The organism is Rufibacter latericius (assembly GCF_003721515.1).
GTDB lineage: Bacteria > Bacteroidota > Bacteroidia > Cytophagales > Hymenobacteraceae > Nibribacter > Nibribacter latericius.
On sequence record NZ_RJJD01000002.1, the window covers coordinates 14,756 to 31,423 of the forward strand.

Consider the following 16,668-nt stretch of genomic DNA (forward strand, 5'->3'; position numbering starts at 1 on the left):
AATCCGATACCATTGGGTGGTATGTTAACTTAATTTAATTTAACTATGGAAGGAAATGAAACGCTCCGCTGGCTGCAACAGGGGGTGGGAGCCATAATTCTAATGCTGGTTTTGCTGGACGTTTTCCTTACCGTTCTATATGCGCGGATCGGGAGCAGTGTTTTCAGCAACCGGATTGCCAAGTTGGTATGGGGTGTGTTTCGTTTAATTCCAAAACTGTTTGGCCAGCGGGGGAGCGAAGGGTTGCTGACTTTCTGCGGCCCGGCAATTCTTATCACCCTTTTGGGTTTCTGGTCCTTAAGCCTGACCTTAGGCGTAGCGCTAATTATTCATCCGGCGCTGGGTTCTGCTATTAATAACAGCAACGGCGATACGCCCACCGATTTTATTACGGCCCTGTATGCCGCCGGTAATAGCATTTCTATTGTAGGCGCCGACGACCATACCCCGCAAACAAATCCATACCGCCTGTTTTATATTTTCACTTCGCTGGTGGGTATGTCGGTTACTTCCTTAACCCTTACTTATTTAATGCAGGTGTATAATGCCCTGCAGCGGCGCAATGCAAATGGGCTGAAAAGCTACCTGCTCGGCGATGAAACCGGCGATGCTGCCGAATTGATCTGCGGGCTGGGACCTGAAGGTAAATTTGATAACGGCTTAGATAGTCTGGCCGAAATATCTACAGGATTAAGCCAGACCAAGGAAGCACATCATTTTTACCCGGTGCTATTTTTCTTCCGGTTCCGCGAGCCGTATTACTCCGTTTCTAAATCTTTGTTAACCGCCTTCGATACAGCGAGCCTGATTAAGAGCGCTTTAGACGACAAAGAATACAGTACCGTAAAAGAATCGGCGGTGGTGGCCCAGCTTTGGCGGGCAGCCATCCTTCAGGTAACTTCCCTGGAAAATACTTTTCTGCCGGGTGGCGCCCCTGAAGGCAAAAAGGAGCCCGACGCCCAAACGTATGATCGCTGGCGCCGCCGTTATAAGGCTGCTTTAGAACGATTTAAAGAGGCGGGTATTAAAACGATTGCCGATGAGCAGGAAGGGGCGGAAAGATACGTCGCATTACGTTCCCGGTGGGAGCACCACATTACCGCCCTTGCACCCGTAATGGCCTACCGTATGGAAGATATAGATCCCGCGGGTTTCAACCCGGAAAGCGCTGAAGATCGGCAGGAATTCCGGAAACGGGTGTATGCTTTTGATTGAAAGGTAATTTTTTTAATTAAGATTTTCTTAGTTCAATCTTTCTGAGATTGGTGTAATTAAACTGTTCAGCAGCAATTCATTATAACTTTCATTTTCTTCCTGAACAGCTTTCTAAATAAAAATGCCCCTCCATTCATTGTTGAACGGCTTTTTTGTTGCAAGTCCAGATTTCATTGCCTCCCTTTCCGAGGATAGTTTTCTTTTCGTCCAGGATAGAGTTTTTACCTCCTAATTCAAGTTTAAAATGATAGGCCCTGCTGGTCAATTTAATAATGATAAGAGTGGCCTTGATGATAAGGGACACTTTACCTTCCATTATCAAAAAAGAGCATAAGAACGTATTAACCTGTAAAATTTCTATCCATAACATTTCAATTAAAACTACCTAATCATGAGTACACACAGTGAACAATTGGAACATGTATTTTCAGACAATACCTACCAGCTAACCGGGGTAGCGGTATCAAAAGAGGGGCGTGTGTTTACCTGCTATCCGCTATGGCCCGGTCCGCACAAATGGGACGTGGTTGAAATCACCGGGCCTGATACCTGCAGGCCTTACCCAAATGAATATTGGAACAGCTGGAAAGAAGGGGAGGATGGAAAGAATAAATGGGTTTGTGTGCAGGCGGTGTATGTTGATGAGGAGGATTATCTGTGGGTGGTGGACCCGGCCTGCCCCAAAATGGAGCAAGTGTATGACAATAGTTTTAAGCTGGTAAAGTTCAACCTGGCTACCAATACCATAGAAGAAGTCTACCGGTTTGATGGCATACTAAGCGACAAAAGCTATATCAATGATGTGCGGGTAGATACCCGAAGAAAGGTCGCTTATTTAACCAACTCCAACGAAGGTGGAATTGTGGTGGTGAATCTTGAAACGGGAACCATCAGGGAGTTACTGCGCGACCATTATTCAGTGAAACATGACCCTTCCTTTAAGCTGATTGTGGATGGAAAAGAATTCAAAAAGGAGGGGGAACCGGTGCACCTCCAATCAGATGGTATTGCCTTAACACCAGATGGCGAATGGCTGTACTACAAACCCCTTACCGATAATAAATTATACCGTATCAGAACGGAATCTTTGCGGAATGAGGAGCTGCCGGAAGATCAACGGGAGGCTGCGGTAGAAGATCTGGGAACGTTTGCGGTAACAGACGGGATGATCTTTGACAAGAGCGGCAACCTGTACCAGGGAGATTACCAGAACTACAAAATGGTCAAAATAAATCCGGCCCGAAGCCAGGAAGATGTAGTGGCAGACGAAAGACTCATATGGCCTGACAGCTATTCCATTTCACAGGATGGTTATTTATACATCAGCTGCTCCCAGATCAACAAGCAACCCGATTATAACGAAGGCGAAAACAAAAGAACAAGCCCTTATGCCATTTACCGGATGAAGCTGCCTGCCACCTAAAAAGCAGCGAGGCAGTTTTTCTTAACCCATTCCGATCAGTAAGTAGTTGTGCCAGCCTGAAGGATTCCTATGTAGTTTTGTCTTTTAGAACTTCATTACCACTTTCCCAATGGCTTTGCCGCTTTCTAATAATCGGTGTGCTTCTTTCAGGTTTTCGGCGGTTAAGCCTTCCATGGTCATATGAAGGGTTGGCTGTAAGAGGCCCTCATCCAGCAGTTGCGCAATCTTGTTCAGGATGTGGTGCTGCTGTACCATGTCTTCTGTTTGGTACATAGAGCGGGTAAACATCAGCTCCCAATAAAAGCTGACACTCTTTCTTTTTAGCTGATTTAATTTTACAGGCTCTGTCGGGTCACTGATGGAGCCTACCTTTCCAAATGGTTTGATGAGTTCTGCTATGGCCTCCCAATACTGATTCAGGTCTACAAAGTCTACAATGAAGTCTACCTGTTCAAAGCCGATGTTTTTTACCTCATTCACCAGGTTGGTGTGGTTGACGACATGATCTGCGCCCATTTTTTTGCACCAATCAATGGTAACGTCTCTGGATGCGGTGGCAATAACGGTTAACCCCAGCAGCTTTTTAGCCAGTTGAATGGCCACGGAGCCAACACCTCCTGCACCGCCAATAATAAGCATGGTTTTGCCTGCATCTTTCTCTTTACTCAATTGAAAATGGTCAAAGAACAGTTCATAGGCCGTAAGGGAAGTAAGCGGCATAGCGGCAGCTTGTTCCATGCTGATGTTTTTCGGGGCGAACCCTACAATGCGTTCATCCACTAACTGGTACTCCTGGTTAGAGCCTTCTCTGGTAAGGTCTCCTGCATAAAATACCCGGTCACCTTTCTGGAAGAGGGTCACACCGTCGCCGGTAGCCTCTACGGTACCTATCGCATCCCAACCAATGACCTTAGGCGTATCCTGGTGCTTGTCTTTGAGGCTGTTTCTTCTTATTTTATAATCTACCGGGTTCACCGAAATGGCTTCCACCTTTACCAGAATGTCTTTCCCTTTAGCAGTTGGTATTTCTTTTTCAAACTGGAGAAAGCTATCTGCTTCCTCAATGGGTAATGACGTTTTAAATCCAATTGCTTTCATAAAATCTGTTTTTTTGGTTTTAGCTAGTAGTTCTAGAACCTGTTACCGATAAATTCCTGTGAGGTTGTCAGGAATTCTTCTTTCTCCTATCTCTTTCAGTTCTACTTTTCAGGAAGCTTACAGCACCACCCGCTTTTCAATCGCGAGAACCTCCTGCCACTTGCCGTTTTCCGCCACTTCTTTGATTACCCTGTTCCGCTCCAAAAGCAGGCGCGACATGTACTGCTTTAGAAACAGGTAATCTGCCAGCTTGCCCAGCACACCCAAAGGCGAGAAATAATGAAATACATCTGTCATGCGCGTAGCTTCTCCGGGTAAAGCCTCAAACCTGTGCTCATGCCGGAAGCTTTTGAACGCACCGGTGAGCATTCATCTGCAAAGAAATAGGGCCGCTCAAATGCTGTAATGTGGCTGCTCAACCTTTGCCGAATGCCCTAGTGTTTTGCATCCCACGTGACAGAATCTCCTAACTCCATCAAACCCGCTACTACTCCTTTGATGGCTTTCTCTTCCGTTTGTGTCGTAGATAACTGATGCAAATCAACGCTTCTTGCCAAGTCAAAGCAAACAGCGGTTGGGGCTTGGATGAGAGTTTTGAGATTGATGATAGACATTGAAAGTAAGTGACAAGAAACTGTTGCTAATAGTTTTTCTGACCTTAATATTAGGCTTTACCTGTGATAAATTTATTAGCACTACTGCCTTCTATAGGGCTGCATTTAATTTAAACGCAGATTAATCATAGTAGCAATGCATAATCAATTAAGGCAAACTAATTATAGTAGTAGTCCCTATATATAGTCTTGGCTTACAATTCCATTTTGTCCAATTTTATGGTATTATTATATGCGCTTTTGTGAACTTTTAATTTTGTTTATATTACAATGTTGTCAATATTCTTATTCGAAGAAGTTAACTCCTATGCAACCATCTAAGAACCATTCATTAGTAGAAAGCTCTTGGTACATCAAAGTCTTCCAATCAAGAATACCTAACCCATTTAAACAGCTGTCATATGTTTCTAACAGGTGTGCTTTTAATAGATTCTTATCTTTTGAGTGAAGTTTTTTAAACTGATGCTGCATTCCCCTTAATTCTCTGTCTGCCTCATTTGAAAATAATTGATTGATATTATAACCTTCAAAATGACAGCATGCTCTATCGTATATTGTATCGTCCCACCATTCAGGTTTTATTACTTTATATAGAAAACTAAGAGGTTCTGTTTTTTGCAGTTCAGCACTTATCCAGCTTATATTATCTACTTTATCAAAATACGGATGGAATGTTTGATCTTTTTTGTTGGTTGGAAAGCTTATTTTTTTATCTGTGTTACAATCTCTGCAGCTAGGTACTAAATTAGTTGGAGTAATAGAATAACTTGGATATTCGCTTTTTGGTAAAAAATGATCAACTGTTTTAACTGTTCTTATGGAACAATAGGGACAAATATCGTGGGGGGCTGATAATATGATTTCATCATAGAACTCCCTTCCATTTGGCTTATTAAGAATTCTATATTCATAGTAAGATATGATTTTCGCTTTGTTTACCCTTGATGATATTACTTCTTCTCTTGGGATTTCAAATAGTGTGTTATCATCTACTTTTTTTACGTACAAAGCTTCTCTTTCCCTAAGTATATCTACTACGCTATCAATATCCTGAATTACTCCTTTCCTAGTTGTATCAATTTTTAATATTATCAAAATGTCTAATACTTCTTTCTTAGGCTTATCTATTAGCTTCATTACCTCAGTTCTTATCAAAAAACAAACTTCTCAAAATTGCGCGACCTTCAACTCCAAGTTTATGGTTGATGCTCTCTAAGGCTTCTTCATAGGTTTTATTTTGACGCACAAGTTCTCTTAATAAATTATAAAATCCAGATTCGGTTACTTCAAGACCAAAAATATCATTAGTTAATACACCAATATTTTCTCCAAAAGTTTCTAACTTAGGCCTTTCAAATTTTGCCAAGTTACCCTTCCTGGATAATTTTAAAACACAAGAGTTTGGAACTTCTTGAAGTACAATTGGTGAATGGGTAGTCATAATGCTAACAGCATTCCTGCTAGTTAATAATTCAGAGATAGCTCTGATGAATGAGGATAATAAAGGAGGATGTAAATGAGTTTCAGGTTCATCAAAGAAGACAAGGCTTTTCTCTTGCAGTAGTTCTACTAACTTTGTTATAGTGAGTAAAATTATCTTATGACCCGAACTTAATTTAGCAAATTTTTCTTGGATTGGTTTAATATCATTGGAGGTGTAACTATCAATAGTCCCTATAAAGTCCTCATCTTTAAATATAGGATCACTATCTAATTGTTTTATTGCGGCTTTCCATCTAGATTTTTTTGAGGAGCTAATTATTAAACCAAGACTAGAGGTGAATTCATCTGCAAACTTTATATTTCCTTCTGAGTTCCTGGTAACCTCGTTAATTTTTTCAAGGTTTCTTAAACCTATATAATGATATTTTATTTGTGAGGTTACTTGTTTATTGTGAAATTGGAATTCATCAAATGCACTAAAGGTTACACAGATGAGATTTGTAAAGGATTCTGTCTTAATAAGGTCATCAAAAACAAATTTCCCGCTTACATCTATATTGCTATGGTTATTCAATAAACTATCTACCATCCCATTTAAAAGATGTGATTTTCCAACACCATTTCGACCTATGATGATCTGTATATTTGTTGGTGGGTTGTGCTCAGCAATGACTTCAAAAGTTATTTTTGAAGGATTAGTTGTTACTTTATTTTGTGGAAAGTAATAACTAAAACTATAATCGGTAAGTCTCGCACCACCAGTAGCAATGCGTTTATATTGATTTGTAACGGTGCTAAATGGAATGTCCCTTAAAAGTGAGGTAAGTGTTACATCCTCTTTGATAGCTTTTTCATAGATATTTGAATTTAAAGCTATATCATTTAAACCGTTAAGAATTTGGTCCCTTAGCTCATCACCAAGTTTATTCAAATTTTCATAGTAAATATCATCAGTGCCTAATGAAAAATAATTTTCCTCTAATTTTTCAAATTTGTCGTTGATCTTTAATGCCTTTTCTTTATAACCAGTTTTCTGTCCATAGTATGCAATTCTTACTGCTCCAAGTCCTATGCTTTCTCCTACATTATTTACATAACTAATTCCAAATAATGTATAGTAGGAATAATCATTCCAATCATCCCAAGTGAGAATAATTGTATCCTTTGTTTTATCTGGAATATTGCCAAATCTGTTTGTTACTAAAAAGATAATCTTGTTCATTTAAAAGTATTATATAAAACTGGAGTAGCTATTACAACACACACATATATATTAAATTAGTTTCTGTTTTAGGTCTGTTTTGTGAAAATAGATCTAAAACAGAATGTTCCTACCTCAACGCTTGATACAACACCTCAATCGGGTGCATCGCATCCCTTCCGGTGCCGTCGTGGATTTGGTGGCGGCAGCTGGTGCCTGGGGCGGCGATGATCACATCATTTGCCGCCGCCCGCACGGTAGGGAAGAGTACCAGTTCGCCTACTTTCATGGAGACCTCGTAATGCTCGGCTTCATACCCGAAGGAGCCGGCCATGCCGCAGCAACCTGAGGGAATGACTTCCACCTTGTAGTTGGCCGGTAAGCTCAGCATCTGCTGGGTGTACAGCACGCTGGAAAGCGCCTTTTGGTGGCAGTGGCCGTGCAGTTTAATCAGGCGGGCCTCGGTTTTGAAGAGGTTCCGGTCAATGTTCTTGTTCAGGATCTCGCGGGCAATAAACTCATCAAACTGCAGGCAGTGGATGGACATGTGTTTGGCGTCTTCCAACTGGTCTTCGTCTACCAGGTCCAGGTACTCGTCGCGGAAGGAGAGGATACAGCTGGGCTCAATGCCAATGAGCGGGGTTTCCGCCGAGACCAGTTTGTGCAGCATGGCCACGTTCTTCTGGGCCAATTTCTTGGCTTCGCGCACCAATCCTTTAGACAGGTAGGTACGGCCGCTTTCCTCGTGCTCCGGCAGCACCACCTCATAGCCCAGTTTCTCTAGCAGCAGCACCGCTTTAATGCCAATGGGCGTGTCGTTGTAATTGGTGAACTCGTCGCAGAACAGGTACACCTTCTTTTTGGGCGCGGCGCATTCTTTCACCTTCTCTTCCTGGTGCTTCTTGAACCAGCCGCGCAGCGTGGTTTTGTGCAGGAGCGGGAGGGAGCGTTTCGGCGCGAAGCCCACTGCCTTTTTGAAGGCGTTTGCGGTAAAAGAGTTCTTAAACAGCAGGTTGTAAGCACCTGGCAAAAGCGAGGCCAGCTTGTTTGCGTTGTTGAAATTGCTGATCAGGCGCGTGCGGAACGGAATGCCGTTGGCGTCATAGTAGTGCTGCAGGAACTCGGCTTTGAGCTTGGCTACGTCTACGTTAGACGGGCACTCAGACTTACAGCCTTTGCAGGAGAGGCACAGATCCATGGCCTCTTTGATTTCCTCGTGGTCAAAGCGGTTTTCTTTGGTGGAACGGGTCAGAAACTCGCGCACGGTGTTGGCCCGGCCGCGGGTGGTGTCGCGCTCGTGGCGGGTCACCATGTAACTGGGGCACATGGTACCGCCAGTGAGGTGCGTTTTGCGGCAATCGCCCGATCCGTTGCATAGCTCGGCCGCCCGCAGTACGCCGCCCGCATCTTTGAACTTGAACACGGTGTCAAACTCAGGTGTTTCCTGGCCCGCCTCGTAGCGCAGGAAGGTGTTCATAGAGGGCGTGTTCACAATCTTGCCCGGGTTGAAGATGTTGCCCGGGTCCCACACGCGTTTCACTTCCTCCAGCAGTTTGTAGTTCTCCTCGCCAATCATGAACGGGATGAACTCGCCGCGCAAACGGCCGTCGCCGTGCTCACCGCTCAGGGAGCCGCGGTACTTCTTCACTAGCGTGGCTATCTCCGTAGCGATGGACCGGAACAGCTGGTTGCCTTCCTCGGTCTTCAGGTTGATGATGGGGCGGAGGTGCAGCTCCCCGGTTCCGGCGTGGGCGTAGTGCACGCAATACAGGCCATACTGCTCCAGAATGAGGTTGAACTCCCTTATGAACTCTGGCAAATCGTTCACATCCACGGCCGTGTCTTCAATCACCGCCACCGGCTTGGAATCGCCGGGAATGTTCGACAGTAGTCCAAGGCCCGCTTTGCGCAGGTTCCAGACTTTCTTTGTATCAGCACCGGTCACCAGCGGATAGTGGTAACCCAGGTTGTTTTTCTGCAGGTCCTGGATGAGCGCCTGCGCCCGGGATTCCACGTTGGCCAGGGAATGATCAGAGAGTTCCACCACCAGGATGGCCCCGGGATCACCCTGCACGAAGAAGCGGTTCTGGCTCTGCTCAATGTTGGTTTTGGTGCACTCCAGCACGTAATGGTCCATCAGCTCACTCGCGCTGGGATTGTGCAGCAAGGCCACCAGGTTCGCCCTTAACGATTCATCCACGCTCTCGCAGTGCACGCACAGCAGGCCAATTTCGTTGGGCGGAAGAGGATTCACGTGCAGCTTGATCTCCGTTAAGAACGCCAGCGTACCCTCAGAACCGGCAATGAGTTTGCAGAAATTGAAGCGCTCGTCAGTCTCGCTGAAGGGCTCGGTTTCCAGGAGCAGGTCAATGGCGTAGCCGGTATTGCGGCGCTGAATGCTGGGCTTGGGAAACTCGGCCCTAATGTTCTCTTGGGTCTGCGGATGGCTCAGCATGGCTTTGGTGGCCTGGTAAATGCGAGTCTCCAGATCACCCGAGGTATTCTCACCCCGGCATTTCGCCTCAAATTCCTCCCGCGTCAAAACTCCGAATTCGGCCTCAGAACCATCGCTCAGAATGGCTTTTACGCTGATGAGGTGCTCGCGGGCGCTGCCGTACACAATGGAGTTGGAGCCGCAGGAATTGTTGCCCACCATGCCGCCAATCATAGCGCGGTTCGCCGTAGACGTCTCAGGGCCGTAGAACAAGCCGTGCTGCTTCAAAAACATGTTCAGCTCATCCCTAATCACCCCGGGCTGCACGCGCACCCAGTTCTCCTGGGGGTTTACCTCCAGAATCTGGGTAAACGTGCGCGAAACGTCCACCACAATGCCGCTGCCCACCACCTGGCCTGCCAGCGAAGTACCAGCCGTGCGCGGAATCAAAGACGTGCCTTCCAGTTTAGTGAATAAGATGAGGGTTTTGATATCCTGGATGGAGGCCGGAAACGCCACTGCCAACGGTTTCTCGCGGTACGCCGAAGCATCGGTGGCGTACAGCGTCCGGATGGTGTTGTCGTAATGGAGTTCGCCTTCTAATTTATGGGCAAGGTGAAGTAATTTCTCTGGGCTCATGTACTTGGGGCGGTTCCCAGACCTCCGCTGTGGCGGGGCCGGTAAACCGGATAAATATGCTTCTATTGCTCTTTTACTCCTGAAAACGGCCTACGTTTATCTCAAAACCTGAGAAGGCAGATGGATATTGCGCTATCAGAAAGGAGAAGCTCTAATGTAAGGCAGGATGGGGGAAAGTCAAAAAGAGAATTAGGGCCTGCTACTATTTCAAAGGGGAAAATGGCAGCCCGTTTTTAGGCCGATTTCTTCTAAACAAGCCTTAAACAGCCTGGTTTCTATTCACCGGTCATCTCAATTTTAAAATCTTTTCCCGTTGCAGGAGTGCTTTCCATTGGTTTGATTCGGCTACTTCTTTGATCACCTGGTTGCGGGTCAGGAGCAGGCGCGTCATGTACTTTTCCAGAAACAGGGCATCGGCTAACTTCCCCAGGAAGCCCAGGGGTGAGGTATAGTCGAAGGTGTCAGTCATGTGGGTTTCTTCCGCGGTGAGGGCTTCAAAGCGGTGCTCGTGCCATATGCGTTTAAAGGCGCCTTTTACCATTTCGTCTACAAACCGGTGCGGCCTTTCCAGTACCGTGATGCTGCTCGTGAGTTTCTGCCGGACGCCAAAGTGGGTGGCTTCCCAGGTGACGGTCTCGTGCAGGTTAATCAACCCAGACACCACACCGGCCACTGCTTTTTCATCCGTCTGCTGGGTAGAAAGGGTGTGCAGGTCAATGCTCCGGGAGAGGTCAAAGCAGCGGTCTATGGGTGCTTGGATGAGGGTCTGCAGCCGGATGATGGGCATGGCAATGGGGTTACGGGTAGGGCGCTAAGATAAGGCCTGAAAACAAAAAAGCCGTTTCGGGCTGTTCTTCTAAAAACAGGCCCAGAAACGGCTTTCTGCAAATTGGGGGGATATACTACGAAATTAAAATCCTCTTCCGCCACCTGGGTACCCACCACCCGGACGGTTCATGTCATTATTAGGACGAGCGCCGCTACCACCAAACATGCGCAGGTTGTAGTTGAAGCTCAGCATAAAGTAGCGCTGCAACACGGTTGTCTGCACGTCTTCAATGTAGGCGTTGGCAATGTTCCGCTGGATGCTGGTGTTCTCACCCAGAATGTCAAAAGCTGATAACCTGATCTCGGCCTGTCGGTCTTTCAGGAATTTATAGCCTATGCTGCCGTTCCAAAGCATGAAGGTAGGGTCAATTCCTTCAGACAGACCTCCGTTGTACTGGTGGTTCAGCTCAGAAGTCAGGGTGAGGCCTTTCCACAGAATCCAGTTCAGTCTGAATTGGCTGCTCTGGTTGTAGTAGTTGTTGTTCTGCTCCTTGCGCAGAGAATAAGTGGCCTCGTTGTAGGTAGCGTTGGTGGAGATCAGGAAGTCAAAGTTCTCGCTGATGTTTGAGCTGATCACTATCCCGCCGCCCACATTGGCTGTGGTAGTGTTGTTTTCAGCGTCGTCAATGAGACCAGGGGTCTGGTTGTATGTGGCGTTCAGGTTCAGGTTCAGGTTAGACTTGATGAACGGCAGGGGCAAACCATACGTCAGGAAGGAACGCAAAGAGTACTGGCCGTCTAAGTTCACCGGTCTGTTGAGCTGCTGGTTTCCTCTGAGGGTATCGCCGGGAGAAACAACCACTTCGCCTCTTCTGGCGGTGATGGTCTGTCTGCCTATGTAGTTCTGGGCCGTTGAGCCACCCAACACAAAGAAGAAAGAAGAAGACCGGCCCGGGTTGGCAGACGAGTACCGCATGTTGAAGTTATGGTTGAAACTCTGGCCCAGGCCTGGGTTACCCATGCTCCAGATCAGGGAGTTTGACTTGTCAATGGCGCTCTGCAACTGCTCTACGCCTGGGGTCTGGGAACGGCCGTTGTAGAAGAGTCTGATGTTACGGTCCTGGTTGAAGTTGTAACGCACCATGGCAAACGGTAACACATTGTGGTAGTTGTACTCCGGGTTGATAGGGGTAGGGTACATCTGGTCGGTTTGCATGTTCAGGAACTGGTAGCGGGCGTTCAGCATCACCTGGAAATCACGGGTGTTGTAGCGCCAGCCGGTGCCAAACTCCTGGGTCATGGTTCTGTTCTCCACCGTACTGGACTGGCTGGCCAGCAAATTGTCATACACTTCGCTGTTCTCGGCCCGCTCATAGGTGCGCTTGTCACCGTCTGAGTTGCTGTAGTTGGTGGTATAGGTCAGCTGCAATTGCGTGTTTTTGGTAAGCGGCTCGGTGTAGTTCAGGTTGGCGCCCAGGTTCAGGCCTTTGTTGTCCAGCACCGAGATCTGGTCTTGGATCTGGATATCCTCATCGGTCACTGTTTCTGAGTACAGCTCGCTATTGCCTTTGTTCTGGTTGTAGCCCGTGGTCACGTCCAGGCTGATGGTACGGCCTCTTTTAGGGAAGCTGTGACGATAGAGGATGTTGTTGTTGAAGTTCATCCCGTCCAGGTCAGACCCGAAGTTGTTCAGCAGGCTGGTGAAAGGAGATCCGGCCAGGGTAGCGCCCCGGTCAAAGCTGGTGCCGGTGTTGCTCTGGAAGCTCAATCTCGGGCGGATGATGATGGAGTTGGCCGAGTCAATGTTGTAGGTCAACCGCAGGTTGGCGCGGTGGTTCACGTTCTTAGTGTCTGAGTTGCCGTTCTGGCCGTAGGTGCTTTCCTCTGAGCCGTCAATGCCGTACTGGCGGAAAAGGGAGTAGTTGGCCCCGGTATTGGAGTGGTTGAAGAAGTAGCTGCCTTGAACGTCTACTTTCTTGCCCCATTTGTCAAGGTAGTTCAACCCGATGGCGTTGGTACGGGCAATCCCGTTATTGGAGTTCACCAGGAAATCGCCGGTATTGTTACCGCCGCCCCAGCCTACGCCGCCTGGTCCGCCACCGCCACGGGGACCACCGCCGCCGCCACGGTTTCCACCGCCCCGGCTAGAGGCACTGGCTACGCCCACCAGGTCTTCTGAAGAGAAGTTCTGCTCGTTCACGTTGTTGCTCAGACCTACAATGGAAATGCGGCGGTCGCCCTCAAACTGGTTGATGTTTCCGCTGATTCTGTAGCGACCGTCGGTACCGGCACCCGCGCTGATGCGCCCGAAACGGCCGGTTCTGAACTCAGGCTTGGTCACGATGTTGATCGTTTTCTGCTCGTTTCCGTCATTGAAGCCGGTAAACTGCGCCTGGTCGCTCTGGCGGTCAAACACCTGTATTTTGGAGATTACCTCGGCCGGCAGGTTTTTCAGCACCGCGCTGGGGTCTTCCCCGAAAAATTCTTTTCCGTCTACCAGCACACGCTGCACGCGCTCACCCTGGGCCTGCACCTGTCCGTTCTGGATGGTGATACCCGGCATTTTCTGGATGAGGTTTTCGGCGTTGGCATCGCGGTTTACCTTAAAAGCCGCGGAGTTCATCTCGGCGGTATCTTGTTTCTGGATCACGGTAGCGGCCCTCCCTACTACCTCTACCTCGCGCAGGGTAGTGGCACCGGAGGTAAGGGTAAGCGTGCCCAGTTGGATAGGCGCCCCGCTTGCAGTAATGGAACGGTATAAGGTCCCGAAGCCTAGGTAAGAGATCTTCAGCACGAAGCGGCCGTTCTGGATGCCACCCATCTCAAAGCGTCCTTCCACATCGGTAGAGGCGCCTTTGTAGACGGAGGAGTCCTGCGCGTTAAGTAGCGCCACCGTTGCCCCGATTAGCGGCGAGCCTCCGCCCACTGCTTGTCCTCTCAAGGAGGTAGTCTGGCTATATCCTAGAAAAGAGATTAAGATAAATAGAAATAGTAAAGGTATTCTTCTCATTGCCTCATAGTTTCGATTTAGACCATTACCAGAGGACTTGGTTTAATACAGGCAAAAAAAACTGTTTAAAGGCTGTTTTCTCAAAATCAGCCTTTAAACAGTTTTCATGGTTTTTAGATCAGCAGCGTGCGCCTAACTACTTTTTACCCTTTCAAAAAGGCAAGCAGCGGCTGGAGGAAACGGTTGTAGGCCTCTATGTGCGGCAGGTGCCCCACGTTGTCTAGTTCCACCAGTTTGGCATTGGGGATCTTCTTGGCGGTTTCTTTGCCCAGGGCCGGGTAGTTGCCCAGTTTCTCACGGGCGGCGGCCGGCGCGTTGGCTTTGCCCAGGGCGGTGCGGTCGCGCTGCCCGATGATGAGTAGGGTGGGCATCTTGAGCTGGTCAAACTCATAGACCACCGGCTGCGTGAAGATCATGTCATAGGTGAGGGCGGCGTTCCAGGCTACTTTGGGGTAATCGGGTCCGGTGGTCCAGCCGGCCAGCAAGTTCACCCATTTGTCGTACTCAGGTTTCCATTGGCCGCCGTAATAGTTGTCCAGCTGGTATTTCTTAATGCTTTCCTGTGTCTGCTTCAACTCGCCGGCATACCATTTCTCTACGCTCTGATACGGTACCCAGCGCTTCCAGTCCTCCAACCCGATGGGGTTTTCCAGCACCAGTTTTTCGGTTGTTTCAGGGAACATGAGCGCAAAACGGGTGGCCAGCATGCCACCCATGGAGTGGCCCAGCACGGTGACCTTCTGCACGCCCAAGGTATCCAGCAGACCCTTGGTGTTCTGCGCCAGCATCTGGAAGGAGTATTGGATGTTCTGCGGCTTAGACGATTTCCCAAACCCGATTTGGTCTGGAATGATCACGCGGTACCCGTTCTTGGACAGGTCGCGGGCGGTTTGCTCCCAATAGGCGCCGTTGAAGTTCTTGCCGTGGAGCAACAGCACCGTCTTGCCGTTGGCTTTCTGCGGTTTCACATCCATGTAGGCCATCTTAAAAGCCTGCTGCTGCACCTTCACGGGGTGGAAAGCCACAGGAAACGGATACGGGTAATTGGTGAGTTCAGCATCCAGGGGTTGCACCTGGGCGTGTGCGGCAAAGGCACTGGAGAGGAAAAAGGCAATAAATAGTATTCTGAGGGATTTCATGTTCAATTCGATGGCTAAATGCAGGGAAAACGCAAAACAGTTTAGAACATTGTTTTACGAAATGAGGCCCTAAACGCCCACGGCTCCCTGGAAGAAAAATAGAATGTCAACTGTTGCTGGTTATTTGGTCGCCACCCGCCAGATGGTATTGCTGGAGTCATCGGCTACCAGCAGGGAGCCATCCGGTAGTACGGCTAGGCCCACGGGGCGGCCATATACCTCGCTTTTTGCAGAATCAGCAATGAAACCGGTGAGAAAATCTTCGGGCGGGCCGCTGGGCTTCCCGTTCTGGAAAGGGACAAAAACCACTTTATACCCCACCAGGTCAGACCGGTTCCAGGAACCGTGCTGGGCCACAAATGCGCCGCCTCGGTATTTACCCGGAAAAGCAGATTTCTTGTAAAAGGCCAGACCCAAAGAGGCGGTGTGCGCGCCCAGTTGTACCTCGGGCACCAGGGTTTTCTTCACCAGATCGGGGCGCTGTCCTTTCATGCGAGGATCTTCGTTCTGCCCGAAGTAAGCGTAAGGCCACCCGTAAAAGCCGCCTTCTTTCACGCTAGTGAGGTAATCGGGGACCAGTTCATCACCTAGCTCATCGCGCTCGTTCACGGCAGCCCACAGGGTGTTGGAGCCCGGCGCCCAATCAATACCCACCGGGTTACGGAGGCCGCTGGCGTACACCCGCTCCCCGGACCCGTCGGGGTTTATCTCCAGGATGCTGGCGCGCCTTACCTCGTTTTCCATGCCGTTCTCACCGTTATTGGAGCCTGACCCTACCGCAATGTAGATTTTAGAGCCCTTGGGGTGCGCCAACAGGTTGCGGGTCCAGTGGTTGTTATAGCCACCGGCGGGCAGTTCCAGAATTTTTTCGCCTTTGCCAGTGAGCTTCGGTTGGCCGGGTTGGTACGGGAAACGCCATAAGGCATCGGTGTTGGCCACGTAGAAGTAATTGTTGAGCACCAGCATCCCGAAGGGCTGGTTCTGCCTTTGCAGGAAGGTGTACCGCTCCTCGGGTACGCCGTCCTGGTTCGCATCCCGGAAAAGGGTGATCCGGTTTGCACTTTTACCCATGTTCTGGGACATGGCCTGCCCGGTTACCTTGGCGGCAACTTTCTCAGCGCCTTTTTTCTCCGTCTCGGCCTCTGAGACAAATATGTCGCCGTTAGGGCCCACATAGATCCAGCGGGGATTACGCAAGCCATCAGCGAATTTTGTAACGGTGAAGGAAGCGGGCGCCACCGGCGTTTTATCAGCGGGCCAGCCAATCACCTTGCTGTAGTTCTTCACCGATTCGGTGGCATAGGGTTGGGGCAGGGGCTCTCCCGCAGTGGTTGGGGCTGTTTGCGCCTGGGCGGCGTCACTGGCTTTCTCTTCTTTAGAAGAGCTATTGCAGGCGAACATGAGGCCCCCTAGAAGCAAGCAGACTGGTTGTATCCGTATAATTTTCATAGAAGGTAGAGAATTGGTCCGTATTTATTACGGGTATATACGAAGGTGAGAAGAGAAGTTGACCGTGGGCTTTAGGGTGGGCCTCGGGTGTTGGTTTAGAGGCCGTTTTCAGGAAAGTAGTCCCAAAACACCCGCTCCAGGAAAGCGATACAGAAGGGAGCGGGGCCTTTAACAATACTTTAACTTTTCATTAGGTAGGCCTTAACACCTTGGAATTTAGCCTCCGACTACCTTT

Annotated in this window: 11 protein-coding genes; 2 read left to right on the plus strand and 9 right to left on the minus strand. The window is 48.6% G+C overall.

Going from position 1 to position 16,668, the window contains the following annotated elements; translation table 11 throughout:
• Window positions 1–45 precede the first annotated feature (45 nt).
• Window positions 46–1,215: a potassium channel family protein gene (locus EFB08_RS04000; RefSeq protein WP_123125656.1), complete on the plus strand. Its 1,170-nt coding sequence runs from the start codon at window positions 46–48 to the stop codon at window positions 1,213–1,215.
• Window positions 1,216–1,606: 391 nt separating this feature from the next.
• Window positions 1,607–2,638 carry an L-dopachrome tautomerase-related protein gene (locus EFB08_RS04010; RefSeq protein WP_123125658.1) on the plus strand — a complete coding sequence of 344 codons (1,032 nt, stop codon included), beginning with the start codon at window positions 1,607–1,609 and terminating at the stop codon, window positions 2,636–2,638.
• A gap of 84 nt (window positions 2,639–2,722) precedes the next feature.
• Here the strand turns inward: EFB08_RS04010 and EFB08_RS04015 are convergent, their stop codons facing one another.
• The 9 genes from EFB08_RS04015 to EFB08_RS04055 all read right to left on the minus strand — a co-directional run bounded on the left by EFB08_RS04015 (window position 2,723) and on the right by EFB08_RS04055 (window position 16,385).
• Entirely contained in the window at window positions 2,723–3,736 is a 1,014-nt protein-coding gene (locus tag EFB08_RS04015; protein ID WP_123125659.1) for a zinc-binding alcohol dehydrogenase family protein, read from the minus strand.
• 117 nt (window positions 3,737–3,853) lie between these two features.
• Window positions 3,854–4,033: an SRPBCC family protein gene (locus EFB08_RS23730; protein WP_227006207.1), complete on the minus strand. Its 180-nt coding sequence runs from the start codon at window positions 4,031–4,033 to the stop codon at window positions 3,854–3,856.
• Between the two features lie 602 nt (window positions 4,034–4,635).
• On the minus strand, window positions 4,636–5,487 hold the full coding sequence (locus EFB08_RS04025) for an HNH endonuclease signature motif containing protein (protein WP_123125660.1): 852 nt from the start codon (window positions 5,485–5,487) through the stop codon (window positions 4,636–4,638).
• A gap of 4 nt (window positions 5,488–5,491) precedes the next feature.
• Window positions 5,492–7,015, minus strand: coding sequence for an AAA family ATPase (locus tag EFB08_RS04030; RefSeq protein ID WP_123125661.1), 1,524 nt, complete (start codon window positions 7,013–7,015; stop codon window positions 5,492–5,494).
• Window positions 7,016–7,124: 109 nt separating this feature from the next.
• Window positions 7,125–10,067, minus strand: coding sequence for an FAD-binding and (Fe-S)-binding domain-containing protein (locus tag EFB08_RS04035; protein WP_123125662.1), 2,943 nt, complete (start codon window positions 10,065–10,067; stop codon window positions 7,125–7,127).
• A 286-nt stretch (window positions 10,068–10,353) separates the two neighbouring features.
• On the minus strand, window positions 10,354–10,854 hold the full coding sequence (locus EFB08_RS04040; protein WP_123125663.1) for an SRPBCC family protein: 501 nt from the start codon (window positions 10,852–10,854) through the stop codon (window positions 10,354–10,356).
• Window positions 10,855–10,977: 123 nt separating this feature from the next.
• Window positions 10,978–13,776 carry an outer membrane beta-barrel protein gene (locus EFB08_RS04045; protein ID WP_165864793.1) on the minus strand — a complete coding sequence of 933 codons (2,799 nt, stop codon included), beginning with the start codon at window positions 13,774–13,776 and terminating at the stop codon, window positions 10,978–10,980.
• 212 nt (window positions 13,777–13,988) lie between these two features.
• Window positions 13,989–14,984, minus strand: coding sequence for an alpha/beta fold hydrolase (locus EFB08_RS04050; RefSeq protein ID WP_123125949.1), 996 nt, complete (start codon window positions 14,982–14,984; stop codon window positions 13,989–13,991).
• 120 nt (window positions 14,985–15,104) lie between these two features.
• Window positions 15,105–16,385: a PQQ-dependent sugar dehydrogenase gene (locus tag EFB08_RS04055; RefSeq protein ID WP_123125950.1), complete on the minus strand. Its 1,281-nt coding sequence runs from the start codon at window positions 16,383–16,385 to the stop codon at window positions 15,105–15,107.
• Window positions 16,386–16,668 lie beyond the last annotated feature (283 nt).

Coding starts and splice junctions, on each gene's coding strand:
- EFB08_RS04000 (WP_123125656.1), top strand. CDS start 46: ATGGAAGGAAATGAAACGCTCCGCTGGCTGCAACAGGGGGTGGGAGCC.
- EFB08_RS04015 (WP_123125659.1), bottom strand. CDS start 3,736: ATGAAAGCAATTGGATTTAAAACGTCATTACCCATTGAGGAAGCAGAT.
- EFB08_RS04050 (WP_123125949.1), bottom strand. CDS start 14,984: ATGAAATCCCTCAGAATACTATTTATTGCCTTTTTCCTCTCCAGTGCC.
- EFB08_RS23730 (WP_227006207.1), bottom strand. CDS start 4,033: ATGACAGATGTATTTCATTATTTCTCGCCTTTGGGTGTGCTGGGCAAG.
- EFB08_RS04025 (WP_123125660.1), bottom strand. CDS start 5,487: ATGAAGCTAATAGATAAGCCTAAGAAAGAAGTATTAGACATTTTGATA.
- EFB08_RS04040 (WP_123125663.1), bottom strand. CDS start 10,854: ATGCCCATCATCCGGCTGCAGACCCTCATCCAAGCACCCATAGACCGC.
- EFB08_RS04055 (WP_123125950.1), bottom strand. CDS start 16,385: ATGTTCGCCTGCAATAGCTCTTCTAAAGAAGAGAAAGCCAGTGACGCC.
- EFB08_RS04035 (WP_123125662.1), bottom strand. CDS start 10,067: ATGAGCCCAGAGAAATTACTTCACCTTGCCCATAAATTAGAAGGCGAA.
- EFB08_RS04010 (WP_123125658.1), top strand. CDS start 1,607: ATGAGTACACACAGTGAACAATTGGAACATGTATTTTCAGACAATACC.
- EFB08_RS04030 (WP_123125661.1), bottom strand. CDS start 7,015: ATGAACAAGATTATCTTTTTAGTAACAAACAGATTTGGCAATATTCCA.